The organism is Micromonospora sp. NPDC005254 (genome assembly GCF_042872525.1).
GTDB lineage: Bacteria > Actinomycetota > Actinomycetes > Mycobacteriales > Micromonosporaceae > Micromonospora.
In genome coordinates this window covers 358,621-380,498 of record NZ_JBIAKM010000005.1, presented here as the reverse complement: position 1 = coordinate 380,498, position 21,878 = coordinate 358,621, and the positions used below count along the sequence as shown (strand labels likewise).

Annotated in this window: 23 protein-coding genes; 19 read left to right on the top strand and 4 right to left on the bottom strand. The window is 72.7% G+C overall.

Annotation, left to right across the window (positions count from 1 at the left end; all coding sequences use genetic code 11):
- Positions 1–50 precede the first annotated feature (50 nt).
- Both ACFYPR_RS18195 and ACFYPR_RS18190 read left to right on the top strand, forming a co-directional pair.
- Positions 51–278, top strand: a complete 228-nt coding sequence (locus ACFYPR_RS18195; RefSeq protein WP_354862082.1) for a hypothetical protein — start codon at positions 51–53, stop codon at positions 276–278.
- 59 nt (positions 279–337) lie between these two features.
- Positions 338–1,264: a 5'-3' exonuclease H3TH domain-containing protein gene (locus tag ACFYPR_RS18190; RefSeq protein WP_387260970.1), complete on the top strand. Its 927-nt coding sequence runs from the start codon at positions 338–340 to the stop codon at positions 1,262–1,264.
- An 82-nt stretch (positions 1,265–1,346) separates the two neighbouring features.
- Here ACFYPR_RS18190 and ACFYPR_RS18185 read toward each other — a convergent pair whose 3' ends face one another.
- Positions 1,347–2,063 (bottom strand): isocitrate lyase/phosphoenolpyruvate mutase family protein, encoded by a 717-nt coding sequence (locus ACFYPR_RS18185; protein WP_354862079.1) that lies wholly within the window; start codon positions 2,061–2,063, stop codon positions 1,347–1,349.
- Between the two features lie 190 nt (positions 2,064–2,253).
- Between ACFYPR_RS18185 and ACFYPR_RS18180 the strand changes: the two genes are divergently transcribed.
- The 3 genes from ACFYPR_RS18180 to ACFYPR_RS18170 are packed head-to-tail and all read left to right on the top strand — an operon-like array spanning position 2,254 to position 3,504.
- Complete coding sequence (locus tag ACFYPR_RS18180; RefSeq protein WP_354862077.1) at positions 2,254–2,712, top strand: SRPBCC domain-containing protein; 459 nt, start codon at positions 2,254–2,256, stop codon at positions 2,710–2,712.
- The gene (locus tag ACFYPR_RS18175; protein ID WP_354862075.1) at positions 2,709–3,059 is read left to right on the top strand and encodes a metalloregulator ArsR/SmtB family transcription factor; all 351 of its coding nucleotides are present in this window, start codon (positions 2,709–2,711) and stop codon (positions 3,057–3,059) included. Before ACFYPR_RS18180 ends, ACFYPR_RS18175 begins: the two co-directional genes overlap by 4 nt.
- Before the next feature lies 1 nt (position 3,060).
- Positions 3,061–3,504 carry an SRPBCC domain-containing protein gene (locus ACFYPR_RS18170; protein WP_354862074.1) on the top strand — a complete coding sequence of 148 codons (444 nt, stop codon included), beginning with the start codon at positions 3,061–3,063 and terminating at the stop codon, positions 3,502–3,504.
- Positions 3,505–3,513: 9 nt separating this feature from the next.
- Here the strand turns inward: ACFYPR_RS18170 and ACFYPR_RS18165 are convergent, their stop codons facing one another.
- Both ACFYPR_RS18165 and ACFYPR_RS18160 read right to left on the bottom strand, forming a co-directional pair.
- The gene (locus ACFYPR_RS18165) at positions 3,514–3,804 is read right to left on the bottom strand and encodes a GNAT family N-acetyltransferase (protein ID WP_354862072.1); all 291 of its coding nucleotides are present in this window, start codon (positions 3,802–3,804) and stop codon (positions 3,514–3,516) included.
- A gap of 97 nt (positions 3,805–3,901) precedes the next feature.
- Positions 3,902–4,171 carry a GlsB/YeaQ/YmgE family stress response membrane protein gene (locus tag ACFYPR_RS18160; protein ID WP_354862070.1) on the bottom strand — a complete coding sequence of 90 codons (270 nt, stop codon included), beginning with the start codon at positions 4,169–4,171 and terminating at the stop codon, positions 3,902–3,904.
- A 306-nt stretch (positions 4,172–4,477) separates the two neighbouring features.
- Here ACFYPR_RS18160 and ACFYPR_RS18155 point away from each other — a divergent pair, with 306 nt between their 5' ends.
- The 14 genes from ACFYPR_RS18155 to ACFYPR_RS18090 all read left to right on the top strand — a co-directional run bounded on the left by ACFYPR_RS18155 (position 4,478) and on the right by ACFYPR_RS18090 (position 20,774).
- On the top strand, positions 4,478–5,227 hold the full coding sequence (locus ACFYPR_RS18155) for a DUF1223 domain-containing protein (RefSeq protein WP_354862068.1): 750 nt from the start codon (positions 4,478–4,480) through the stop codon (positions 5,225–5,227).
- 88 nt (positions 5,228–5,315) lie between these two features.
- On the top strand, positions 5,316–5,699 hold the full coding sequence (locus tag ACFYPR_RS18150; protein ID WP_354862066.1) for a hypothetical protein: 384 nt from the start codon (positions 5,316–5,318) through the stop codon (positions 5,697–5,699).
- A 188-nt stretch (positions 5,700–5,887) separates the two neighbouring features.
- Complete coding sequence (locus tag ACFYPR_RS18145) at positions 5,888–8,803, top strand: glycosyl hydrolase (RefSeq protein ID WP_387260966.1); 2,916 nt, start codon at positions 5,888–5,890, stop codon at positions 8,801–8,803.
- Positions 8,804–8,889: 86 nt separating this feature from the next.
- On the top strand, positions 8,890–9,840 hold the full coding sequence (locus ACFYPR_RS18140; RefSeq protein WP_354862063.1) for a hypothetical protein: 951 nt from the start codon (positions 8,890–8,892) through the stop codon (positions 9,838–9,840).
- Positions 9,841–10,209: 369 nt separating this feature from the next.
- Positions 10,210–11,502, top strand: coding sequence for a cytochrome P450 (locus ACFYPR_RS18135; protein ID WP_354862061.1), 1,293 nt, complete (start codon positions 10,210–10,212; stop codon positions 11,500–11,502).
- 241 nt (positions 11,503–11,743) lie between these two features.
- Positions 11,744–12,223, top strand: coding sequence for a helix-turn-helix transcriptional regulator (locus tag ACFYPR_RS18130; RefSeq protein ID WP_354862059.1), 480 nt, complete (start codon positions 11,744–11,746; stop codon positions 12,221–12,223).
- Positions 12,224–12,477: 254 nt separating this feature from the next.
- Positions 12,478–14,856 (top strand): nitrate- and nitrite sensing domain-containing protein, encoded by a 2,379-nt coding sequence (locus tag ACFYPR_RS18125; RefSeq protein WP_387260962.1) that lies wholly within the window; start codon positions 12,478–12,480, stop codon positions 14,854–14,856.
- A 16-nt stretch (positions 14,857–14,872) separates the two neighbouring features.
- Positions 14,873–15,277, top strand: a complete 405-nt coding sequence (locus ACFYPR_RS18120) for a roadblock/LC7 domain-containing protein (RefSeq protein WP_007460021.1) — start codon at positions 14,873–14,875, stop codon at positions 15,275–15,277.
- A 38-nt stretch (positions 15,278–15,315) separates the two neighbouring features.
- Entirely contained in the window at positions 15,316–16,509 is a 1,194-nt protein-coding gene (locus ACFYPR_RS18115) for an ABC transporter substrate-binding protein (RefSeq protein ID WP_354862127.1), read from the top strand.
- The gene (locus tag ACFYPR_RS18110) at positions 16,506–17,402 is read left to right on the top strand and encodes a branched-chain amino acid ABC transporter permease (protein WP_354862129.1); all 897 of its coding nucleotides are present in this window, start codon (positions 16,506–16,508) and stop codon (positions 17,400–17,402) included. Before ACFYPR_RS18115 ends, ACFYPR_RS18110 begins: the two co-directional genes overlap by 4 nt.
- Positions 17,399–18,427, top strand: coding sequence for a branched-chain amino acid ABC transporter permease (locus ACFYPR_RS18105; protein ID WP_354862130.1), 1,029 nt, complete (start codon positions 17,399–17,401; stop codon positions 18,425–18,427). Before ACFYPR_RS18110 ends, ACFYPR_RS18105 begins: the two co-directional genes overlap by 4 nt.
- Positions 18,424–19,167: an ABC transporter ATP-binding protein gene (locus ACFYPR_RS18100; RefSeq protein WP_354862132.1), complete on the top strand. Its 744-nt coding sequence runs from the start codon at positions 18,424–18,426 to the stop codon at positions 19,165–19,167. The genes ACFYPR_RS18105 and ACFYPR_RS18100 overlap by 4 nt, the downstream gene beginning before the upstream one ends.
- Complete coding sequence (locus ACFYPR_RS18095) at positions 19,167–19,937, top strand: ABC transporter ATP-binding protein (RefSeq protein WP_354862134.1); 771 nt, start codon at positions 19,167–19,169, stop codon at positions 19,935–19,937. The genes ACFYPR_RS18100 and ACFYPR_RS18095 overlap by 1 nt, the downstream gene beginning before the upstream one ends.
- A gap of 33 nt (positions 19,938–19,970) precedes the next feature.
- Positions 19,971–20,774, top strand: a complete 804-nt coding sequence (locus ACFYPR_RS18090; protein WP_354862135.1) for a methyltransferase — start codon at positions 19,971–19,973, stop codon at positions 20,772–20,774.
- Positions 20,775–20,895: 121 nt separating this feature from the next.
- Here the strand turns inward: ACFYPR_RS18090 and ACFYPR_RS18085 are convergent, their stop codons facing one another.
- Positions 20,896–21,873, bottom strand: a complete 978-nt coding sequence (locus tag ACFYPR_RS18085) for an NAD(P)-dependent oxidoreductase (RefSeq protein WP_354862137.1) — start codon at positions 21,871–21,873, stop codon at positions 20,896–20,898.
- Positions 21,874–21,878 lie beyond the last annotated feature (5 nt).

Genomic DNA, 21,878 nt, shown 5'->3' with positions numbered 1-21,878 from the left:
AGCCTGGGATCGGGACGCCCGCATGGGTGGCACCGACCGGGAGGGCCGACGTGGCAGCGAACGACGCGAACCGGGCGGCGACCCGCCGTCGCTGGCAACTGTGGGCCGGGGTCCTCGCGCTCGTCGGCCTGGTCCTGCTGGTCATCGGGTTCACCGTGGCCGACGGCGTCGCCGCCTGGGTCGAGGTGCTGGTCGCGATCCTGCTGCTGGTGACCAGCTACGTCGTGCAGCACCTCGCCCGCCGCGACACCGTCTACCGGCACGACGAGCAGCGCTGACGCCGCCGGGCGGCCGGGCGTACCGCTGATCGTCGCAGGGCTGTGCCAGGCTGTCGGGCGTGGCACACCGATCCCCGATCCTGCTGATCGACGCACCCAGCCTCTACTTCCGGGCCTACTTCGGCATCCCGGAGTCCGCCGCGCGCGCCGAGGACGGCACGCCCGTCAACGCGGTACGCGGCTTCCTCGACATGCTCGCCACGCTCATCCGCGGTCGGGGCGCCGACCGGATGGTGTGCGCTCTGGACTACGACTGGCGGCCGGCGTGGCGGGTCGAGCTGCTGCCGACGTACAAGGCGCACCGGGTGGCCCCGCAGGGCGGTGAGGTCGTGCCTGACACGCTCTCCCCGCAGGTGCCGATGATCCTGGAGGTCCTCGACGCGGTCGGCATCACCGCCGTCGGCGTGACCGGTTACGAGGCCGACGACGTGCTCGGCACGCTGTCGGTGACCCAGCCGGGCCCGGTCGAGGTGGTCTCCGGCGACCGGGACCTGTTCCAGCTCATCGACGACTCCCGGGACGTGCGGCTGCTCTACGTCGGGCGCGGCGTGGCCAAGCTCGACGACTGCGACGACGCGGCGGTGCGCGCCCGCTACGGGGTGCCCGCCGACCGGTACGCCGACTTCGCCGCCCTGCGCGGCGACCCCAGCGACGGACTGCCCGGGGTGCCGGGCGTCGGCGAGAAGACCGCCGCGCGACTGATCGAGCGGTACGGCAGCATCGACGGCATCCTGGCCGCGCTGGACGACTCCGACTCTTCCTTCGCGCCGGGCCTGCGCACCAAGCTGGCCGCCGCCCGCGACTACCTGGCCGTCGCGCCGACGGTGGTCCGGGTCGCCCTGGACGTGGCCCTGCCGGAGCTGCCCACCGCGCTGCCGACCGCCCCCGCCGACCCGGAGCGGCTGCTCGAGCTGGCCGGCCGGTGGAACCTGGCCGGCTCCGCCCGCCGCCTCGTGGACGCCCTGGCCGCCCGCGCCGACGCCTGACCGGGCGGCGCCCTTCACCGTCGCGCGCCGCCCGCACCCGCGGCACCGGCCGCCGCTGAGGACGCGCCGGTCGGCCGGTGCCTCACGCGCGCAGGTTGGCCGCCAGGTCACCGATCGCGGCCATCGCGTAGCGCTGCATTCCCGGGCCGAACGTGATGCGCGTGGCGCCGTGTCGGGCCAGCTCGGTCACGGACTCCCGGTTCGGCGCGGCGGCCATGTTGATCGGGCCGGTGATGCCCTCGCGCAGCACCGCAAGGACCTCAATCGGCGCCCGCAGCGGGTACACGCAGTCGACGCCCGCCGCCACGTACAGCTTCGCGCGGGCGACGGCGTCGGCCGGGTCACCCGAGCCGAACAGGAACGTGTCGACGCGCGCGTTGATGACGAGCGCGTCGCCTGCCGCCGCCCGCACCTCGGCCAGCCAGTCCGCGTGCCGCTGCGGATCCTTGAGCGTGGCGTGCCCCTCGGAGTCCTCCAGGTTGCAGCCGACGACGCCCGCCTCCAGCAGCCGCTCGACCAGCTCGGCGGGGGCGAGCCCGTAGCCGTCCTCCACGTCCGCGGACACCGGAACGGAGACGGCCCGGACGACCCTCGCCACCGCGGCGAACATCTCGGCGGGCGGGGTGGCGCCGTCCTCGTAGCCGAGGGAGGCGGCGACCCCGGCGCTCGGCGTGGCGAGCGCTTCGAAGCCGGCGTCGGCGAAGACCCGGGCGCTGCCCGCGTCCCAGGCATTCGGCAGGACGAGCGGGTCGCCGGCGGGGCGGTCGTGGTGCAGGGCACGGAAGGTGGCGGCTGTCATCGTTCAGGTCTCCCGACGGGATGTGGAGGGACGATGGCGAGGGCAGGGCGACTGCCCACCATGGACCGTACCGTCATCGCCCGTTCCAGGCGGCGTGCCGTGCCCGGGGCCAATACGCAACCATCGGTTGCGCGAGGCGCCCCGAGCGTTGTAACCTGACGCAACCAAAGGTTGCGAAAGGGTGGTACGCATGGAGTACGGAGTCATCGAACGCGACATCGACGTCAACGCCTCGCCGGAGGTGGTCTTCGAGGTGATCAGCCAACCCGAGCACGTGCGGGAGTGGTGGCCCGACGACGCCCGGTTCGAACCGGTCGAGGGCGCTCCCGGCGAGTTGGTGTGGCGCGACGCGCAGACCGGCGAGACGACGACCGTCGACCTCGCCGTCGTGGACGTCGACCCGCCGAAGCGGTTCTCCTTCCGGTGGTCCTTCACCGAGCCCGACCGGGGCGGGCAGTCGCTGCTGGTCACCTTCGACCTCGTCCCGATCGCGACGGGGACCCGCGTCCGCATGACGGAGACCGGTTTTCGCGAGATGGGCTGGGAGATCGCCCTGCTCGAGAAGCAGTACCAGGACCACGTCAGCGGGTGGAACCACTACATCCCCGCGCTCGGCACGTACGTCGCACGGCTGGTCGCCACGTCATGAGCACGGTCGTCGACGACGCCCTGTGGTCGGCGATCGGCGACCCGATCCGGCGCAGCATGATCGACCTGTTGCTCGCCGGCGGGCCCGGCACCGCCACGTCGCTGAGCGAGCGACTGCCCGTCACCCGCCAGGCCGTCTCGAAGCACCTGGCCGTCCTGGACCGGGTCGGCCTGATCCACTCCGCGCCGGCCGGTCGCGAGCGTCACTACCAGGTCGACGAGGCGCAGCTCGCGCGTGCGGTCGCCCAACTGACCGCCGTCGGCGCCACCTGGGATGCCCGACTCCGCCGGATCAAGCGGATCGCCGAGACGATCGAACGTCACCGTACCGACAACCAGGGAGAATGAGATGGTCGACATCCTGCACCGGGTCGGCGTCGTCGCCCCGCTCGACGACGTCTACCGCGCGGTGGCCACCCCGGAGGGCCTCGCCGCCTGGTGGACGGCCGACACGGTCGGCAAGAGCGAGGTCGGCGGGCAGTTGGCCTTCCGGTTCGGCGACGCCGGGGGCTTCGACATGGAGGTCCTGGAGCTGGACCCCACCGGCCACGTCCGCTGGCGGGTCACCGACGGCCCCGAGGAATGGGTCGGCACCGAGATCGACTGGCGCCTCGACCAGCGGGGCGACTACACCGTCGTCCTGTTCAGCCACGAGGGCTGGCGCGAGCCGGTCGAGTTCATGCACCACTGCGGCACCAAGTGGGCGACGTTCCTGATGAGCCTCAAGGAGCTGGTGGAGACCGGGCGGGGCAGGCCGGCGCCGGACGACGTCCAGATCAGCGACTGGCACTGAGCCCGGCCGCTACTTCACCTTCCGGGTGGACCGCACCACGATGTCCTCGTACTCCGGGTGCTTGACCAGCCACTCGGCGAGGAACGGGCAGATCGGCACCACGGTGCGCCCCCTGGCCCGCGCGTCGTCCATGACCGCGCGGGCCAGGGTCGACCCGACGCCCCGGCCCTCGTACGCCGGATCGACCTCGGTGTGGGTGTAGGCGATGATGGCGCCGGTCAGCTGGTAGGTGACCACCCCGGCGACCGCGCCCGTCTCGTCGCGCGCCTCGAACCGCTCCCGCGCGGGCACGTCTGTCACGGTGAACTCCACCGAATCATCCAAGCACAGCGCCCGTGGCGACAGGTCGTCGCCACGGGCGCGTGAGGGCCGGCGGGCCCGGCGAGGGAGCGGGGCGTCAGGGGCGTCGGCGGCCCAACACAGCGGCGGCGCCGGCCACACCGATCGCGGCGAACACGACCTGCAGCAGCAGTTCGATCCAGTCGATGCCGGCGGTCTCGTCCACGCCGAGCCCACCGGCCACGAGGGTGCCGAGGATCGCGGCGAGCACGCCGATCGCCAGGGTGAGCACGATCGAGATGTTCTGCTTGCCGGGCACCACGAGCCGCCCGAGGGCGCCGATGACCAGGCCGATGATGATTGCGGTGAAGAAGCCCTGGATTTCCACGGGGGCCGTCCCTTCCGGAGAATTTTTCGTCAGCGACGCTCTGGTGCCCCGGCTCGGGCACCGTCGAAACCCGTGATCGGCGTGCCGGCCAATTTGTCACGCGATTGTCATGAGCGGGCCGGTATGCCGACGCGCGGCTGGTCCCGGTCGGAAGTGGCGTCTCCGGGCGCAACGGCGGATCCGGGGTTGGACAGGCACGGACGGGCACTGGACGCCCCCATCCCCCCTCGCGGCCTCGCTGACCAGGCGTTGTCGGTGCGGTAACGGGAATCGCAGAGCCGCCAGCAGGCTCTGGGAGGAGACGCCATGACCACGCCATCGCCGCACGGATCGGACGCCGCCGGTCAGCCGGAACGGCCGACGGAGGGCGGCGGCGTCGCCGTCGTGGAACTGTTCACCTCCCAGGGCTGCAACAGCTGCCCTCCCGCCGAGGAGCTGCTGACCGCGATCGAGCACGACTCCCGGGCGCGGCGCGAGCCCGTCTTCGCCCTCGGTTTCCACGTCGACTACTGGGACGATCTGGGCTGGCCCGACCAGTTCGCGGACGCGGCGTACACGGCACGGCAGGAGGCGTACGCCCGGGGCTTCGGCTCGGGGCGTCTCTACACCCCACAGATGATCGTCAACGGCACCGTGGAGTTCGTCGGCTCCGACCGTGGCCGGGCGGCGAGGGCCGTCGCGTCCGCCCTGATGTCGCCCGCCGCCGCGCCCCTCACCCTGTCCGTTCCGGAGGTCGCCGACGGCGGGCAGCGGATGGTGCTGGGCTACCGCGCGCAGCGGCTGTCGCAGCCCGCCGTGGTGAACGTGGCGCTCGTGCAACGCGGCCTGCGCAGCGAGATCGCCCGCGGAGAGAACGCCGGCCGGACGCTGCGGCAGGACAACGTGGTGCGCGCCTTCGCGTCGGTGCCCCTGGACGCCGAGCAGGGACAGGTGGAGCTGGTCACGCCGCCGGATCTCGACCCCGGCCAGTCCACGGTGATCGGCTACGTCCAGCGCGAGGGCGACCGGGCGGTCGTCGGCGCCACGGCCGTCGACCTGTCCGCCGCGGCCGGCTGACGCCGCCGGTGGGCGGCCCGCCCGCCACCTGTCGGTCCCGGTGCGTAATCTCGGCGCATGCGGATGGCATGCGCGGTGCGGGGTCTCGGTGGCTGACGCCGACGACGTACGCCGCCTGGCCCTGGCCCTGCCCCACACGGTCGAGATCGAGAGCGAGGGCTTCGACTTCCGGGTGGCCGACAAGGGTTTCGTCTGGTCCTATCCCGAGCGCAGGCCGGGCAAGCCGCGGGTGATCCGGCGCGACATCGCGGTGCTGTTCGTCGGGGACGAGGCCGAGAAGCAGGCTCTCCTGCTCGGCGAGCCCGAGGTCTTCTTCACCACGTCCGGGTACGACGGCCTGCCGCTGGTGATGCTGCGCCTGGCGGCGGTCGACGTCGAGCGCCTGAGCGAGCTCGTGACCGACGCGTGGCGGATGCGCGCGCCGGACGCGCTGCACGCCGACCTGGACGGGCTCGGCGTAGCGGAGAGTTAGCCACCGCGGCGCGGTGGGCGATCAGTTTGCGACATCAGCACGCAACCGGACTGACACATTGACGGGGATCTCCGGGGTCGATTACCGTGCCGACTGAGAGAGCGCTCTCTCGATCGACGTTTTCCACAATTCAGACGCTACGCGCCCGGGTCGGCACGGTCCGTACCGGGACGCGCGATGGAGGCACCATGAAACCTCCCGTCCCCCACCGCCGCTGGGCCCTGGCAGCCGCCACCGCCCTGGCCCTGGTCGTCGGTGGCCTCACGATTCCCGTCACCCGCGCCGCCGAGGCCGCGCCCGTGGGCGCCGGCAGCTACACCACCACCCCCGTCGGCGCGCTCCCCACCGGCTGCGGCGCGATGTCCAGCAACCCCCGGCAGTTCGCCACCGCCAACGCCCCCGCCGGTGCCGTACCCACCAACGACTGGTGGTCCTCGCTGCTGTGGAAGCGCACCGACTGCGCCTTCAGCGAGCCCCTGCACGCCCACCCGACCTCCTACGACACGTTCACCGACGGCCTCGGCTTCTCCGCCAACTCCACACCCGCCATCAGCGGCACGGCCACCGGCGTCGGTGAGTACCACTACCCGTACGTGCAGGACATCCGCGTCGGCGTGGCCGGGCTCGCCGCGCCCCAGGTGAAGGTGGACGGCTGGACCGACTGGACGGTCAGCCCCTACTGGAGCGACGGCACCCGCACCCTGCGCGCCACCATCGGCCACGGCCTTCCGTTCGCGTACTTCCAGGCCAGCGGCGGCGACGCGGTGATCGGCACGTCCGGCACCCCCGACGTCTGGTCCGCCAACGGCGCCACCATCGGCTTCCGGGTCAACGGCCACGACTACGTGGCGTACGCCCCCAGCGGCGCGACCTGGACCGTCAGCGGTGGCCGCATCTCCTCCACCCTCGCGGGTCGCGGCTACTTCTCGGTGGCCCTGCTGCCCCCGACGGCGAACGCCACCGAACGCGCCGACCTGGCCACCACCTACGGCCGGTACGCGCACGCCCACGTCACCGGCACCCGCGTCTCCTACGCCTACGACCCGTCGACCAACGGCCTGAGCACGACGTACGCGTTCACCACCACCGCCCGGGAGGGCACCGCCACGCAGACCGTGGTCAGCCTCTACCCGCACCAGTGGAAGTCGCTCGCCGGCTCGACGCCGATCACGCCGACCTACCCGTCGGCGCGCGGCCGGATGAAGGTCCTCACCGGCGTCAACCAGTTCCGGACCGCCATGGCGTTCCAGGGAGTCCTGCCCGAACTGCCGGCCGTCGGCGACGGCAGCGGCGCGGACCTGACCACGCTCACCGGCCACCTGGCCGCCGCCCGCGGCAACCCGATGGACCAGCGGGGCAACGACACGTACTGGACCGGCAAGGGGCTCGGCCGGGCCGCCCGGCTCGCCGAGGTCGCCGACCTGGTCAACGACACGGCCACCCGCGACAGCGCGCTGAACGCGATCCGCAGCACCCTCACCGACTGGTTCACCGCGTCCAGCGGCAAGACCCAGCGGCTCTTCTACTACGACGCCAACTGGGGCACCCTGATCGGCTACCCGGCGTCGTACGGCTCCGACCAGGAACTCAACGACCACCACTTCCACTACGGCTACTTCATCGCCGCCGCCGCGACACTGGCCAAGTTCGACCCGTCCTGGGCCGCGACCAGCCGCTACGGCGGCATGGTGGACCTGCTGATCCGCGACGCCAACAACTACCGCCGCGACGACACCCGTTTTCCCTACCTGCGCGACTTCGACATCTACGCCGGCCACGACTGGGCGTCCGGGCACGGCTCGTTCGGCTCCGGCAACAACCAGGAGTCGTCCTCGGAAGGGATGAACTTCGCCAACGCCCTCATCCAGTGGGGTCAGGTCACCGGCGACACCGCCGTGCGTGACGCCGGCATCTTCCTCTACACGACGCAGGCCGCCGCCATCCAGGAGTACTGGTTCGACGCGAGCGACCAGAACTTCCCCGCCGCCTTCGGGCACTCGACGGTCGGCATGGTCTGGGGCGACGGCGGCGCGTACGCCACCTGGTTCAGCGCCGACCCGGAGATGATCCAGGGCATCAACCTGCTGCCGGTCACCGGCGGGCACCTCTACCTCGGCAACAACCCGGCGTACGTGCGCACCAACTACGCCGAGCTGGTCCGCAACAACGGCGGCCCGCCGACGGTGTGGCAGGACATCCTCTGGCAGTTCCAGGCCCTCGGCGACCCCGACGCGGCCCTGGCGAACCTGCGCGCCAACCCGGGCTACACCCCCGAGGAGGGGGAGAGCCGGGCGCACACCTTCCACTGGATCCGCAACCTGGCGGCACTGGGCACCGTCGACACGACGGTCACCGCCAACCACCCGCTGAGCGCGGTCTTCTCCCGCAACGGGGCACGCACCTACGTGGCGTCGAACCCGACGGCGAACCCGATCACCGTCACGTTCTCCACCGGCACCCGGCTCACCGTGGCCGCCGGTCGGACGGCCACCACCGGGGCGTACACCTGGAGCGGCGGCAACGCCTCCGGCGGGGTACCGCCGAGCACGACCCCACCGACCACCGCGCCGCCCACCACGGCGCCGCCGACGACCGCGCCGCCGACCACCGCGCCGCCGACCACGCCGCCACCGAGCTCGGGCTCGCCCACGCGGTACCTGCTCGCCGGTGGCGGGCTGGGCGCCGCCGGCAGCGCGGGCACGACCACGGTCGCGGCCGCCAACGGAAACCACGACGGTACGCCGACCAACCCGCAGGTCTTCACGGCGACCGGCCTCAACCTCGCCTACTCCGGGGCGCAGACCACGTTCGACCTGTTCCTGGACGCCGGCACGGCCGTCGGCAACGGGGTGCAGGTGCGCGTCTCCTACGACCTGACCGGAAACGGCAGCTGGGACCGGACGGAGACCTGGCGCTACTTCGCCACCGACCCGGTCCCCGGCTACGAGCACTACACCCAGAACGCCGGCCTGGCCTCGGCCACCGGCACGTTGGGCACGTTGAGCAACGGCACGGTACGGGTGGAGGTCTGGTCCGCCATCGGCAACAACCCCACCTCGCTGGGCGTCGGCAACCAGTCGGTGCTGCGCCTTCCGTACTCCTGATCCGTCCACCCGCGCTCGCCGCCGGCCGCACCTCGGCCGGCGGCGAGCCTTCGCGGCGACTGGCGACCGGGTGCGAGGCTGGCGGCATGTCGTCCGTACGCGAACCGCAGCCCTCCCCGCCGCGGGCCGGGACCGCGCGGTGGCGGCTGCGGTTGGTGGGGTGGCTCGGCCCGGCGGGTGCGGCCGTGGCCCTGAACCAGCTGGCCACCGTCCTCCCGCCGGTCGCCGTCGGCGCGGTGATCCTGGTGGTGGCGGTGGTGTACGGCCACAATCGACTCGACGAGCGCGCCCCGCTGGCCGAGGCGCTGCCCCGGATCCTGCTCTACGTCGCGGTCGCCGGTGTCGCGCTGGCCGTGACGACGCCGTCGTCGTGGGCCGGGCCGCTCACCCTGGTGGCGGTCGTGGCGATCGCCTGCGCCGCGCTGGTCGCCCGAGACCGGGCGACCGCCCTGACCTCGCTGGCGGGGATCAGCGTCTGCACCGCGGGCCTGTTCGTCGTCACCGACGCCGTCCACGTCGAGCGGGCCGGCGCCCGGTTCGTCGGGGTGACCCTGGGGACCTTCGCCGTGGTGTTGGGCCTCCTCGTCCTGTACGACCGCCGGCACCTCTTCGGCGCGGACAGCCCCGGCCTCGCGGTGCTGCGGGAGGCCCGCGTGTCGTGGTCCCGAGCCGGCGCGCTGGGCGTGCTCAGCGTTCCCGCCAGCGTGAGTCTGGCTCGCGAGGGATCCCTGGTGACCGCCGCCCTGGTCGCGGTGGCCGGCCTGTGCTGGCTGGGCGTGACGCTCGTCTTCGTGTTGGCCGAGCGGCGCGACGCCCTCGCCGGGGCGCTGCTGGCGCTCAGCGGGGCGGCGGTCACCGTGCTGGGCCTGCTGGCGTTCCACGCCCGGGAGTACCCGGTCGGCATGATTGCCGTCACGGCGGGCGTGGCGATGGTGGGCGGCGGAATCTCGATGCTCGAATCGACGGGCGCGCTGGGGCGCCTGGGCGGTTGGCTGGCCCACCTGACCAAGCCGGCGGCTCAGCGCGCCGATGGCTGAGGGCCCTCCCCGGGTTGTGCCTGTCGCCGGGGCGTCACCTTCGTCCCGGCGGAATCGTTGCCGGGAATGAGGATTTGCACAATCCGGCAATCCCATCGACCACCGTGGACGGCCGAGACGCGATCGGGCCTGCCGCCGAGGATGGAGCTGGCAAACACCGGGGTGCAAGGTGCAGCCGGCCAGGGCCGGAACGGTTCCGCGAGGAACAATTGTCACGCCATCAAATAGATAGCGACCAATCTTGACTTGTGCATCGAGCCGGCGCACCGTGAAGGGCGCGCGGCAGATGCGCACCATTGTCGGCCCGCCTTCGGCGACGTACGGAATGCGAGCGCCGCTGGTTTCGCGCGGCGCGTCAGGAGGCGTTCGATGCAGTTGAATCCGTTTTCCGGGGTCTATCTCACCGATCCCGCCAGCGCCTGGCGACGCATTCTCGACGATCCCGACCGGGTGCCCTACGCCGAGGATCTGGACCTGTGGCTGATCAGCCGGCACGCGGACGTCCGACACGCCCTCGCCGACGCCGCGACGTTCGGCAACGCCCTCACCCTCGCCCCGATCTACGAGGTCTGCCCGGAGGCGATGAGCGTCATCATGCAGATCGACGCGCCACCGACGACGGCCGCCGCCGACCCGCCCACGCACCCCCGCACCCGCCGCGCCCTGCGGGCCACCTTCGCCAACACCGCGGACCGGGCCGAGGCCGAGTACGGCGCGATCGTCCGTCGCCGCGTCGACGACCTGGTGTCCCGGCTCGTCGCCCGAGCGGGCCGGCGGGCGGATCTCGTCGGTGAGTTCACCACCGAACTTCCGCTGCTGGTCATCCTGGACATCCTCGGGGTGCCGGACGCCGACGTCGACCAGATCCGGCGGTGGGCGGACGGTCAGCTCGCCCTGATCTGGGGGCAGCCGGACCCGCAGGAGCAGGTACGCCTGGCCCGGGGTCTGCTGGAGTTCTGGCACTACTGCCAGGACCTGGTCCGGCAGCGGCTCGACAGTGGACACGACGGCGCCGACTTCATCAGCCGGGCGCTGGCCTACCGCGACGACGACGACGCGGTGCTGACGGTGACCGAGGTGGCGAGCCTCGCCTTCAACCTGCTGGTCGCCGGGCACGAGACGACCGCCGGCCTGCTCGCCCACGCACTCGACGAGGCCCTGTCCGACCGGCAGCGATGGCAGGCGCTCGTCGCCGACCCGCGATCCGTGCCCGACTTCCTGACCGAGACCCTCCGGTTCGCGCCCGCCATCGACGGTTGGCTGCGGGTGACGCGCCGCGACGTCACCCTGGGCGGGGTCACCATTCCGGCGGGCGCGCGCTGTCTGCTGATGATCGGGGCGGCGAACCGGGACCCCGCGGTCTTCGCCCACCCGGACCGGTTCGACCCACGCCGCCGCGACGCCGCCGACCACCTGTCGTTCGGCCACGGCCCGCATTTCTGCATCGGCGCCGCATTGGCGCGACTGGAGGCCGGCGTGACTCTCACCCGACTCGCCGCTGCCATTCCCGGCCTCCGACTGGCACCCGAGCACCGCCGGTCGTTCAAGCCCAATGTTTCATTTCGCGCGCACCACACACTCGTCGCGACAATCGATATTCTGGCGCCTGCCGACGACCCGACGGAAGCTCCGGCCACCGCCACCGAGGCACACGCCGTCTGACGACGAGGACACCGGCGGCGGTGACCTGCGGGCCGACCGACGCGGCCGGATCGGACCGACACGACACGCCCCGGCCGCGCGGCGCGTGGCCTCGCGCGCTTTTCGCGGCGATCCATCTCGGCGCATGTCTTCACACCCATCGCGTTCAGGGTTAAGAATTGCCCCCTATGAATGTTCAGCCCGCCGGCCAATCTCGATCTGACACCTGCTGCTGATTCGCGGGTGCCACGAAGGTGAGCGCATGGAGCACACGCCCCCGCCGAGCGCAGCTCACTCCGCGGCCAGCCAACAGTTCCGCTGGGAGCTGCGCAGCTGCCGGGTCCGACGGGGACTGACCCAGCGGGCCCTGGCGGACCTGGTGCGGTTCAGCCGGGAGACGGTCGCCGCGGTGGAGTCGGGCCGCCGCTTCGGCAGCCACGAGTTCGCGGTGCGCTGCGACGACGTGCTCGACACCGGCGGCCTGCTGGCGTCCCTGTGGCCGCAGGTCGCGGCCGAGCAGTTGGCGGCCGACGGCCGACGGGGCCCACGATCCCCGGAGCAGGCGCGACTCGATCCGCCCGTACCGCGCCAGCGGAGTCGGCGCGACGCGCGCGACCCGGGCGCCGTGGTGGACGCCATCGACGAGCTGCGCGAGCTGATCGGCCAGGTGCTCAGCAGCCAACCGGAAGCGGACGATCCCGGGCCGCGCCGCGCGCCCGAGCACCTCGACGACCAGCGCTGAGCGCGGGCGCCCACGAACGACCGCCGTGCGCCACCGGCCGCTGACTCTGGGTACAGATGCTGGTACGGCCAGTTTGTACCACCGCCAGGTCTGGCCTCCGAGCGCGGGTTCCGGCGGAATGGGACTTGCATTCGGCAAGGTGCGGATAGACCGTCATCGACGAGTCGCGGGAGTCAATCTTGGCGTCGAGCACGAGGTCCCACGCGGCCCGACCCTACCCGAGGAAACGACGCGCCTGGAAGATCGCCGGCCGGATGCGCCTCATCGTGGCGGCGCCACTGGTGGCCGTGATCGGGTTCGCCGGCCTCGCGCTGACCGAGAGCGCACGCCAGACGACCCGCGCCAGCGACCTGGAGGTCGTGGCACGCCTCGGCGCCGAGGCCGGCGACCTGGCGTACCGGCTGCAACGCGAACGGGCCGCCGCCGCCGACCTGCTCACCCACCCCGACGCGGAGCAGCAGGACGCCTTCGGCGTGGAGCTGGCCGCCACCGACGCCGCCGTCGAGCGGTACCGCCGACAGCGCGACAAGGTGCCCGCCGACGCCAACGCGGCGCTCCTGCGCCGCGTCGACGCGGCGTTGGACGGCCTGCCTCCGCTGCGCACCCAGGTCCGCACGGCCGAGCACGCCTCGGTGTCCGCGATGACCTTCAGCTACCGCATCGCGATCGCCGACCTGATCACCTTCCGGGAGAACGTCTCGCACAGCGTCGTCAACGCCGGGCTCGCCGACGGGATCCGGGCCTCGGCCGCCCTGTCGAAGACCGCCGAGGCGATCGGCCAACAGCAGGTCGCCGTGCTCCGCGCCGTCGCGGCCGGCGAGTTGACCCCCGCCACCCAGCAGGACATCACCGCCGCCCGCACCAGCTACACCGAGTCCAGCCTGTCGTTCCTGGCCCTCGCCCCGACCGAGTGGAGCATCTGGTGGGAGCAGGCCGGCACCGGCAAGGAGGCGCTCGCCCTGCAACGGATGCAGGACGAGGTGTCCCGCGCCCAGCCGGGCACGCCACTGCGCCTGGAGACCGCCGACTGGGTGGCCACGACGCAGCAGCGCGCCGCCCGCCTCGCCGACCTGCGGGGGCGCGTCGACGTCGCGGTGCTCGACGACGTCCGGGCCGCCCACGCCAACCAGCGTCGCAGGGCCGTGGCCGAGGCGGTCGGCGTGCTGCTGGCGCTGCTGCTCACCGCGCTCGTGACCTGGGCCGTCGCCCGGCAGATCACCCGCCGGCTGCGACGGCTGCGCGACGCGGCCAACGCCGTCGCGTTCGAACAACTTCCCGCCGTGGTGGCCCGGTTGCAACGCCCCGACAGCGCGAGCGTCGACCCCGACGAGCTGGCCCGTCAACAGTCCACCGCGGCCCTCGAACCCTCCAGCGACGACGAGATCGGCGAGCTGGGTCAGGCGTTCAGCGCGGTGCACCAGGCCGCCGTGCGGACCGCCGCCGAACAGGCCGTGATGCGCGCCAACACCGCCGACATCTTCATCCACCTGAGCCGGCGCGAACAGCGGCTGGTCGACGCCGTCCTGGCTCAGGTCGACCGGGTCGAGCGGGACGAGACCGACCCCGACCGCCTGGACCAGCTCTACACCCTGGACAACCTGGCGACCCGGATGGGCCGCATCAACGCCAGCCTGCTCGTGCTCGGCGGCGTCGGCGTCGGCCGGGTACGCCAACACGACGTGCCGCTGCAACAGGTGCTCCAGGCGGCCCTGTCCCAGATCGAGCACTACGCGCGCATCCGGCTCGGCATGGTCGACGGCGACGTCGCCGTCGCCGCCAAGTCCGTCGACGAGGTCGTGCACCTGCTCGCCGAACTCATGGACAACGCGACCGCCTACTCGCCGCCGGGCAGCGAGACCTGGGTGAGCGGCCGCAGCCTCGGCGACCGGGTCATCATCCAGATCAGCGACGAGGGCGTCGGCCTGCCCCCACAGCGGTTGCAGCAGCTCAACGAGCTGCTGGCCCGACCGCCCGCCATCGACGTCGCCGCCGTGCGGGCCATGGGGCTGGTCGTCGTGGGTCAGCTCGCCGCCCGCCTGGGAGCCAGCGTCCAACTGCGTCGCGGCCCCCGCCGCGGCACCCTCGCCGAGGCGACGCTGCCCGCGGCGATGATCCGGTCGTTGCCGCCGGAGGAGTTCCTGCTCGCGCCGGGCCGGCTGTCGCGGCGGGCAGCCCGCACCTCCGCACCCCCGCCGTACCGGCCGCGGTCGGAGCCGACCGCCGGGCACGCCCCCGCGGCGCGGACCCTGCCGGCGGCGCCCGTGTTCCGCCCGACGCCCAGCGCGGACCGCGGCGACGCGCCGACCGAGGAGCTGCTCATCTTCGAACAGGTCAACCACTGGTTCCACGCCGATGTCGTCGACGCCTCCGACGGTCGGCAGTGGTCCAGCCCCGCCGACGACGCCTGGCGTACCGCCGCGCAGGCGCACACGCCCGACGTGGCCGCGACCACCAACTCCGGCCTGCCCAAACGACAGCCGCAACGGCACCTGGTGCCCGGCGGCGTCACCGTGGGGCAGCAACAGCAACGCTCCGAATACCGGGACCCGGCCCAGGTCGCCAGCGCGATGGCCGCGTACGCGCGCGGAGTGGCGGCCCGCCGGCGCACCCCGATCAACCTCGGCAACTCATGACCGACAGGGAGAGCACGTGACCGACCACCAGGACCTCGGCTGGCTGCTGGACAGCTTCGCCGAGCGCGCGACCGAGGTCAGCCATGCGATCGCCATCTCCAGTGACGGCCTGATGGTGGCCGCCACCCGCGACCTGCCCCCGGACCGGGCCGACCAGCTCGCCGCGACGGGCAGCGGCCTGGTCAGCCTGCTGCGCGGCGCGGCGGCCTTCTTCGACGCCGGGGCGGTGATCTCCAACGTCACCCAGCTCGAAGGCGGCTTCATGTTCTCGATGGCCTTCAACGACGGGGCGTCGCTGCTGGTGCTCGCCGCGCCCGAGTGCGACGTGGGCAAGGTCTCCTACGAGATGACGGAGCTGGCCAACCGGATCGGCGACGCGCTGACCCCCGCGGCCCGTGCGGCGCTCGCCCGCAGCCGCTGACCCCACCGACAGACCCCTCCCCTTCCCCTGGAGACGACATGTCCCTCACCACCCCTGCGCGCAGCCGTGCCCTCGCCGCCGTGCTGCTCGCGCTCGTGCTGACCGTCAGCACAGCCTGCGCCGACGACGAGCCCGGCACGACCGGCGGCGGATCCATCAAGATCGGTCTGCTCGCCTCGCTGTCCGGGACGTACCAGTCCGTCGGCAAGGAGATCCGCGACGGCTTCGAGCTGTACCTGGACACGCACGACGGCAAGCTCGGCGGCCGGCAGGTCGACCTCGTCGTCGCCGACGAGGGCAACGGCGCCGCGACCGCCGTGCCGGCGGCGACCAAGCTGCTCAAGCAGGACCGCGTGGCCGCGCTCACCGGCATCGTCGGCGGCGGTTCGGTCGCCGGCGTCTACCCGCTGCTGCAGGAGACCAAGGTCCCCCTCGTCGGCTCCAACGGCCGGCCGGAGATCAAGGACGTCACCCGGGTCTGGCACACCTCGTACCTCTCCGACGAGCCGGGCGCCGCGATCGCCCAGCACGTCCGGGACAACGTCAAGGGCTCGGTGTACGCCATCGGCCCCGACTACCAGGGCGGCTGGGACGAGCTGCGCGGCTTCACCGAGGCGTTCGCCAAGGCCGGCGGAACGCTCGCCAACCCCGACGGCAAGACCACCTTCACCCCGTTCCCGGCCACCACCAACTTCACGCCGTACTTCGCCCGCATCAAGGCCTCCGGCGCGCAGGCGGTCTACACCTTCTACGCCGGCAGCGCCGCCGTCGACTTCGTCAAGCAGTACGCGCAGTCCGAGATCAAGGACGTTCCGCTGTACGCGGCGGGTTTCCTCACCGAGGGCGGCGTGCTCAACGCGCAGGGCGAAGCCGCCCGGGACATCTTCTCGGTGCTCAACTACTCCCCCGACCTCGACAACGCCGAGAACCGTGGCTTCGTCGCGGCGTGGAAGGCCAAGCACGACGGGTCGCCGACGACGTACGCCCTGGCGTCGTACGACGCGGCGGCGGTGCTCGACCGGGCCATCGGGGCCGCCGGGAGCGACCCGACCCCGGAGGCGATCAACGCGCAGATCGGCAAACTCGGGCAGGTCGCCAGCCCGCGCGGCGCCTGGCAGTTCTCCACGGTCACGCACTCGCCAGTGCAGAAGTGGTACCTGCGTCAGGTCCGCCAGGACGGCCGGGCGCTGTCCAACACCGTCGTGGGTGACCTCGCGACCATCGGCCGGTGATCACGGTGGCGGCCGGCCCGAACCGGATCGACCCGTACGTCATCCCGGCGCTGGACGGTGTCGCCTACGGGCTGCTCGTCTTCGTGGCGGCGGCGGGCCTGGTCTTCTGTTTCGGCGTCGCCAACATCCTCAACCTGGCGCACGGCATGCTCTACGCGATCGGCGGCTACACCGCCGCGGCGCTGTTCGACGGCGGCTGGGCGAGTCTGGCCCTGGCGCTGGGTGTCGGCGTGCTGGCCGCCGCCGCGACGGGGGTGCTGCTCGCCGGCCTGCTCACACCGGTCGCCACCGGCAACCACCTCACCCAGGCGCTGCTGACCTTCGGGGTGGCGCTGGCCGGCGGCAGCCTGCTCGTCGCCGGCTTCGGGCCCGACGATCCGCAGGTCCTGGTGCCCGCCGCCCTCGACGGGTCGGTGGCGGTCGCCGGGCACCGCTACGCCGCGTACCGGCTGGTGTTCATCGTGGTGGCCGCGGCGCTCGCGGCCGGGCTCTACCTGACGGTGCGGCGGACCCGGGCCGGAATGCTGGTCCGCGCCGCCGTGGACGACGCGGAGATGGTCGCCTGCCTGGGCGTGAGCCCCGCGCGGATCAGGGTGGGTGTGCTCGCCGCCGGTGGCGCGCTGGCCGGCGCGGCCGGGGTCCTGGGCGCCCCCATCATCGGTCCCGGCGCGGACACCGCCGACACGGTGCTGCTGCTCTCGCTGGTGGTCGTCGTCCTCGGCGGCCTCGGATCCATGGTCGGCACCCTGCTCGCGGCGCTGGCGATCGGGGAGATCCAGACCCTGGGCGTGGCGCTGCTGCCGTCGGCCGCCCCGTTCCTGCTGTTCGCCGCCATGGCCGCCGTACTCGCCGTGCGGGCACGGGGCCTGGCCCTGCGGTGGGCGGCGACGTGAGGGACGAGGTGATCCGCCGGGTACGCGTCGCCGTCGCGACGGTCGTCCTGGCCGGCCTGGTCGTGGCGCCGTGGGTGGTGGACGACTACACCGCGGCGATCCTCGCCCGGACGCTGGCGCTGGGCCTGGTCGGGGTGAGCGTGGCGCTGCTCACCGGTGTCGCCGGCATGCCCACCCTGGGCCAGACCGCGCCGTACGCCGCAGGCGCGTACGCCAGCGCCGTGCTCGGCAGCCAGGTCTCCGACGTCGGCGTCGTGCAGGTCGCCGTGGCGGCGCTCGCCGGGGCGACGCTGGCCGCCGTGACCCTGCCGCTTGTCGTCCCGGCCCGGGGCGTCATCGTGCTGATGATCACCCTGGCCGTCGGTGAGCTCGTCGTGACCGTTCTCGGGCGTTGGCGGTCGGTGACCGGCGGCACCGACGGCCTGGCCGGCATCGATCCGATCCGTCCACTGTGGGGCCTGCCGATCCTGGCCACCGACCAGGCCCGGTATCTCTACACGCTGGTCGTCGTGGCGGCGCTCGTCGGCGCGGTGCTCCTGCTGCTGCGGACCCGGGTCGGGTTGCTGCTGCGCGCCGGCCGGGACGACGAGATGCGGCTGCGGGCCAGCGGGCACCGCGTGGGGCTGTACCTGTCCGGCGCGCACGTCGCCGCCGGGGCGATCGCCGGCGCCGCGGGCTCCCTGCTCGTCGTCGCCCAGCAGTACATCTCCCCCGCCGACTTCGGCTTCGACACCTCCGCGCTGCTCCTGCTCGGCGTCGTCATCGGCGGCACCGCCTCGGTCGGCGGCGCGCTGGTCGGGGCGGCGCTCGTCATCGCCGTACGCGACTGGTTGTTCGGGGTGCTGCCCGGTCACGCGCCGCTGGTGCTGGGCGCCCTGTTCGTGGCGACGGTCTACCTCCTGCCCACCGGCGTCACCCGGGTCCGTCGACCGCGCGGCAGCCCACGACGACCGATCCCCGCGCCGGGCCACCCGGACGCGGCACCCATCCCCGACCGCGGCCCGACGTCGGAGCTGCGCGTATGAACTGCCTGCTCAGCGCCGAGAAGATCAGCGTGCGGTACGGCTCACTCGCCGCGCTCACCGACGTCGACCTGTGCGTGCACGACGGTCAGCGACACGCCCTGATCGGGCCCAACGGGGCCGGCAAGACGACCCTGCTCAACGTGCTCGGCGCCACGACGCGGCCACAGCGCGGCACGGTGCGCTTCGCCGGCCGCGACGTCAGCCGGCTCGGGCCGGCGGCACGGGCCCGCCGCGGCATCAACCGGATCCACCAACGACCCGCGGTCTTCGCGACGCTCACCGCGACCGAGAACATCGAGGTCGCCGCGCTGCCCCGAACGATCCGGCGGCGCAGGTGGTGGCCCGGTGGGACTCGGGACGCGGCCCGCCAGCGCGCCACCGGGTTGCTGGACCAGCTGGGCCTGTCCGACCTCGCGACGGTGCCGGCCGGTCACCTCGCCCACGGCCAACGTCGGCAGTTGGAGATCGCGATGGCCCTCGCCGGCCGTCCCCGCCTGCTGCTGCTCGACGAACCGGCGGCCGGGCTGTCGGCCACCGAGGTCGGCCGGCTGGCCGAGCTGCTGGCGGCGCTGCCCCGGCAGGTCGCCGTGCTGCTGGTCGAGCACCACCTCGACCTGGTGTACGCCCTCTGCGACACCGTCACCGTGCTGCGCGACGGCCGGACACTGGCCGCCGGCACACCGGACGAGATCCGTACCTCGCCGCTGGTGCGGCAGGCCTACGCCGACGGGGTGTCCTGATGCTGTACGTGGAGCGGCTCTGCGCCGGTTACGCCGGGGGAATCGTGCTGCACGAGGTGACCCTGCGGGTACCGCCGGGCAGCATCCAGGCGGTGGTGGGCCGCAACGGGGCCGGCAAGAGCACCCTCGTGCACACCATCGCCGGGCTGGTGCGCGCCTCCAGCGGCCGCATCGAGATCGGCGGCGTCCACGTGGCCGGGCGGCAACCCCACCGGGTCGCCCAGTCCGGCGTCGGCCTCGTCCCGCAGGGCCGGCGCGTCTTCTCCCGGTTGACGGTGGCCGAGCACCTCGTCCTGGCGGCGGCGCCGTGGCGGGCCGCGACACCCGGCGGCGAGGGCTGGACGGTGCCCCGGATCCTCGAACTGCTGCCCCGGCTGGCGGTCCGGCTGCGCCACCGTGGCTGCGAACTGTCCGGCGGCGAGCAGCAGATGCTGGCCATCGCCCGCGCGCTGCTCGGTCAACCACGGGTGCTGCTGCTCGACGAGCCCTGTGAGGGGCTCGCCCCCGACCTGGCCGCGCGGGTCCGCGACCTCATCGGTCACCTGGCCGCCGGCGGGTTGACCGTGCTGCTCGTCGAACAGCAACTCCGCCACGCGCTGGAGATCGCCGACCGGGTCGCGGTGCTGGAGTACGGCCGGGTCGTCTACGACCGGCCGACCGCCGAGGCGCGCAGCGACCCGGGCCCCCTGGAGGCGATGGTCAGCATCGCCGCCACCGGGCCGCCCCCGGCCACCCGATCGACCCCTCGGCTCTGGGCCGACACCCCGTAGGTCACCCGATCCCTCTCGGAGAGGCAGAAGACGATGGCGACTCCCACAGGCGATGCCGCGTACACCTTCGACAACGGCGCACCGGACGCGGTCCCGCAGATGCGGGCGCTGGAGTCCTTCCTGGACCCGATCACGATGCGCCGCCTGGCCCGCCCGGTCCTGCGCCTCGGGTCGACCTGCTGGGAGGTCGGGGCCGGTGGCGGCTCGATGGCCCGACGGATCGCCCGCGCGGTCGGCGCGGACGGCCGCGTGCTGGCCACCGACATCGACCCCACGCACCTGCGGGCGGAGGGCAACCTGAGCGTACGCCGGCACGACGTGCGCACCGAGGCCCCGCCCGGGGACGCGTTCGACCTGATCCACGCCCGTCTGGTGCTGCTGCACCTGCCCGAGCGCCGACGGGTCCTGCGCACCCTCGCCGGCGCGCTGACGCCCGGCGGCTGGCTGGTCGTCGAGGAGTTCGACTGCACCACGCCGGTGCGGGTGCTGAACGCGCCGAGCGACGACGCGGCGAAGCTGTTCGCGCAGGTGATGGACACCATGATGGGTGTGCTGCAGGACCACGGCGCCGACCTGGGGTGGGCGCAGGACGTGCACACCGAGATGACGCTCGCCGGCCTCACCGACGTCGACACCATCACCCACTCGCAGAGCTGGGCGGGCGGGTCGACCGGCACGTCGCTCTACGAGACGAACTCCCGTCAGTTGGAGCCGGACCTGCTGGCGGCCGGCCTGACGCCCCAGCAGCTGAACGCCTTCCGTCGACTGACGCGCGACCCCGCGTTCGCCGTCATGTCGTACCACTTCGTCTCGACGCGCGGCCGTCGGGCCGGTTAGGTCACCGGTGTGACCCGCAGCCGGTGTGCGTGGCGGGCCACACACCCCCTAAAGCATCCTAGGAAAGATCTGCGGCGTCGTTGGCGGGGTTCAGGTGCGCGATCGGGTACTCATGACGTCTTTACAGCTTGCCGGTGAGCGGGTTCTCCACCGACAGTTCGCCCTGATCGATAAGCCAGCTCACGGACTCGAGGATCGCGTCTTCCGGTTCCCAGGCGGGTGCGTAGCCGAGGAGGGTGCGGGATTTCTCGATGGACAGCACGTGGTTGCGCTGCAGGTGGCCCCAGCTGTCTTCGGCGAATTCGGGCGTCGTAATGCTGCGGAACTCATCCCAGGTGATTGATTCGAGTGTCGCCTGCTGTCCGAACCAGCCGGCCGCGATGGTGGCGTAACCGCGCACGTTCAGTGCGTGTGCGGCAACGGCGTGGAAGTCTTCGCCTGCCGCGGCGTCACGGTGGGTGGCCGCGAGCTCGAACACCTGCGCGACGTCGTCGGCGTGCACGTGATGCATCGATTCGGCGCCGCTGCCGGGGATGCGCAGAGTGCGACCGGCGGAGATGTCCGCCCAGGTCTCGGGGTTGGTGTTGCCGAGCACACCCGTCGGGTGCCATCCGGGTCCGACGATGTGACCCGGGTGCACGGAGGTCGTCACCAGGCCGCCGCTCGCGGTTTCCCGTTTGAGGTACTGGGCGATCATTTCCTTCTGGGTGCCGTACTCGTCGATGGCGGGGGTGCCTTCGCCTTCGCTGATGGGCAGCTTGATGCTGGGGCCGTACCGCCACAGCGATCCGCAGTGCACGAGGTGGTCGACCTGGCCGCGGATCGTTTCGACCAGGGCGGTGGTGCTCTCGATGGTGAAGCTGAGCAGGTCGATGACGACGTCGGGGTGCTGCGCCAGGACGGTGGCTCCGAAGGTGCCATCGATGTCCTGCTGCTCGCGGTCGACCACGACCTGCGTGACCTGTTGCCACTCGGGGCTGTCGGAGTACGCCTTACGGGTTCCCCGGCTCATGCTGGTCACGTCGTGGCCGGCGCGTACGAGGCGGGGAACGAGAAAGGTACCGATGTGGCCGCTGCCACCGACGACGAGTACGCGCATGATGA

Bases quoted from the DNA above. Each gene is read 5' to 3' on its own strand.
- ACFYPR_RS18115 (WP_354862127.1), top strand. From the start codon at position 15,316: ATGTCCCTCACCACCCCTGCGCGCAGCCGTGCCCTCGCCGCCGTGCTG.
- ACFYPR_RS18185 (WP_354862079.1), bottom strand. From the start codon at position 2,063: ATGACAGCCGCCACCTTCCGTGCCCTGCACCACGACCGCCCCGCCGGC.
- ACFYPR_RS18155 (WP_354862068.1), top strand. From the start codon at position 4,478: ATGACCACGCCATCGCCGCACGGATCGGACGCCGCCGGTCAGCCGGAA.
- ACFYPR_RS18170 (WP_354862074.1), top strand. From the start codon at position 3,061: ATGGTCGACATCCTGCACCGGGTCGGCGTCGTCGCCCCGCTCGACGAC.
- ACFYPR_RS18085 (WP_354862137.1), bottom strand. From the start codon at position 21,873: ATGCGCGTACTCGTCGTCGGTGGCAGCGGCCACATCGGTACCTTTCTC.
- ACFYPR_RS18135 (WP_354862061.1), top strand. From the start codon at position 10,210: ATGCAGTTGAATCCGTTTTCCGGGGTCTATCTCACCGATCCCGCCAGC.
- ACFYPR_RS18095 (WP_354862134.1), top strand. From the start codon at position 19,167: ATGCTGTACGTGGAGCGGCTCTGCGCCGGTTACGCCGGGGGAATCGTG.
- ACFYPR_RS18180 (WP_354862077.1), top strand. From the start codon at position 2,254: ATGGAGTACGGAGTCATCGAACGCGACATCGACGTCAACGCCTCGCCG.
- ACFYPR_RS18090 (WP_354862135.1), top strand. From the start codon at position 19,971: ATGGCGACTCCCACAGGCGATGCCGCGTACACCTTCGACAACGGCGCA.
- ACFYPR_RS18130 (WP_354862059.1), top strand. From the start codon at position 11,744: ATGGAGCACACGCCCCCGCCGAGCGCAGCTCACTCCGCGGCCAGCCAA.
- ACFYPR_RS18145 (WP_387260966.1), top strand. From the start codon at position 5,888: ATGAAACCTCCCGTCCCCCACCGCCGCTGGGCCCTGGCAGCCGCCACC.
- ACFYPR_RS18175 (WP_354862075.1), top strand. From the start codon at position 2,709: ATGAGCACGGTCGTCGACGACGCCCTGTGGTCGGCGATCGGCGACCCG.
- ACFYPR_RS18125 (WP_387260962.1), top strand. From the start codon at position 12,478: ATGCGCCTCATCGTGGCGGCGCCACTGGTGGCCGTGATCGGGTTCGCC.
- ACFYPR_RS18100 (WP_354862132.1), top strand. From the start codon at position 18,424: ATGAACTGCCTGCTCAGCGCCGAGAAGATCAGCGTGCGGTACGGCTCA.
- ACFYPR_RS18140 (WP_354862063.1), top strand. From the start codon at position 8,890: ATGTCGTCCGTACGCGAACCGCAGCCCTCCCCGCCGCGGGCCGGGACC.